Here is a 1,776-nt window from a genome sequence, read left to right on the forward strand (position 1 = left end):
ATCGAGGGGAGAACCCGGCCCGGACGCGTCCGCGTGATCGTCGGACGGGGTGGCACGCTCGGTCCCTGAGTTCATGCTCCGAGTGTACGGTCCCGACACGCCCCGGGAGGTATATGGGGCGCTACAGTGGACGGGTGAGCAGTGAACCATCGATCCTTCCCAGACCGGGTTTCCTGTACCGGCTCTACCAGCGCCGTTTGCGCCGGGAGATCGACCCGAGTCAGATCCCCCATCACGTCGCCGTGATCGTGGACGGCAACCGCCGCTGGGCGAAGCTCCGGCTCCAGGAACAGCCCGCCTTCGGCCACCGAGCGGGGGCCCAGAAGGTGCCCGAGTTCCTCGGCTGGTGCGAGGAGGCCGGGGTGAAGGTGGTCACCCTGTACCTGCTCTCCACGGACAACCTCGTCGGCCGGACCCCGGCCGAGCTCGCCGACCTCTTCGAGATCATCGGCACCCTCGCGACGGAGCTTGCCGGGCACGACACCTGGCGGATCAAGCACGTCGGTTCCTGCGCCGAGCTCTCGCCCGAGCTCACGAGCGCCCTGAAGCACGCCGAGGACAGCTCACAGGGCCGCACGGGCCTGCACGTGAACCTCGCGGTGGGCTACGGCGGGCGCAGCGAGATCGCCGCCGCCGTGCACAGCATCATCGACGCGCACCAGCAGCGCGGCGGGAGCATCGACACGCTCGCCGAGACGCTGACCCCCGAGCTCATCGGGGAGCACCTTTGGACCCGCGGGCAGGCCGACCCCGACCTCGTGATCCGCACCTCGGGCGAGCAGCGCCTCAGCGACTTCATGATCTGGCAGTCCGCCCACAGCGAGTTCTACTTCGTCGAAGCCCTGTACCCCGACCTGCGCGAGGTTGACTTCCTCCGCGCCCTTCGCGATTACACGCAGAGGCACCGCCGCTTCGGATCCTGAGATGACCCTCGCCACCGCCCTGCTGATCCTGGCCCTGATCGTCATCGGGGCCTCCGCCCAGCGGGTCGCGGGCCTCGGCTTCGCGCTCCTCGTCGCCCCGTTCATGACCCTCGTCCTGGGCGCGCACTCGGGGGTGGTGATCGTGAACCTCTGCGGCGTGATTTCCAGCCTGCTCATCCTGCCCCGCGTCTGGCGGCTCATCGACTGGTCGCAGTTCCGGTGGCTCGGGGCCTCCGCGGTCCTCGGCTCCGTGCTGGGCTCCTGGATCGCGGTCGGGGCCTCCCCGGCGGTGCTCTCCGTCTCCGTCGGGGCGATCGTGATCCTCGCCCTCGCCTCCTCGCTGCTGCTCTCGGGCCGCGCCTTCTCCCGAGAGCGGCTCGCCCCGCGCGTCGTGACGGGGGTGACCGCCGGGCTCACCAACTCCCTCGCGGGGGTCGGCGGCCCGCCCGTGAGCGCCTACGCCCTGCTCACGAACTGGTCCCCGGCGGCCTTCGCCGCCACCCTGCAACCCTTCTTCGTGCTGATCGGGTCCATGTCGGCCGGGACGAAGCTCCTCATGGACCCGAGCGTGATGCCAGCGGTGCCCGCCTGGGCCTGGCTCGCGGTCGTCGCCGCGATCCTCGTGGGCATCGCCATCGGCGAGCGCCTGCTGAAGCTCGTCACCCCGGCGCAGGTCCGCACCGTCGTGATCGTCATCGCCTTCGCCGGGGCGCTCGCCACGCTCATCCGCGGCCTCGTCGAGCTCCTCGGCTAGCCGCGCGCCGCCGAGCCCGCGGGCAGCCGGCAACTCTGGCACGATGGGGAGCGCATCCCGCCACCCGGGACGCGCCGAGAACTCAGGAAGTAGCCCCAT

Annotated in this window: 2 protein-coding genes; both read left to right on the plus strand. The window is 70.8% G+C overall.

Annotation, left to right across the window (positions count from 1 at the left end):
* Positions 1-113: 113 nt before the first annotated feature.
* Positions 114-923 (plus strand): isoprenyl transferase, encoded by an 810-nt coding sequence (locus OOT08_RS13855; protein WP_442916254.1) that lies wholly within the window; start codon positions 114-116, stop codon positions 921-923.
* Between the two features lies 1 nt (position 924).
* The gene (locus tag OOT08_RS13860; protein WP_325093380.1) at positions 925-1,677 is read left to right on the plus strand and encodes a sulfite exporter TauE/SafE family protein; all 753 of its coding nucleotides are present in this window, start codon (positions 925-927) and stop codon (positions 1,675-1,677) included.
* Positions 1,678-1,776 lie beyond the last annotated feature (99 nt).

The organism is Leucobacter sp. M11, assembly GCF_035726885.1.
Classification (GTDB): domain Bacteria; phylum Actinomycetota; class Actinomycetes; order Actinomycetales; family Microbacteriaceae; genus JAPFRB01.

Excerpts from the sequence above, each read along its gene's own strand:
- OOT08_RS13855 (WP_442916254.1), top strand. The coding sequence starts at position 114 with ATGGGGCGCTACAGTGGACGGGTGAGCAGTGAACCATCGATCCTTCCC.
- OOT08_RS13860 (WP_325093380.1), top strand. The coding sequence starts at position 925 with ATGACCCTCGCCACCGCCCTGCTGATCCTGGCCCTGATCGTCATCGGG.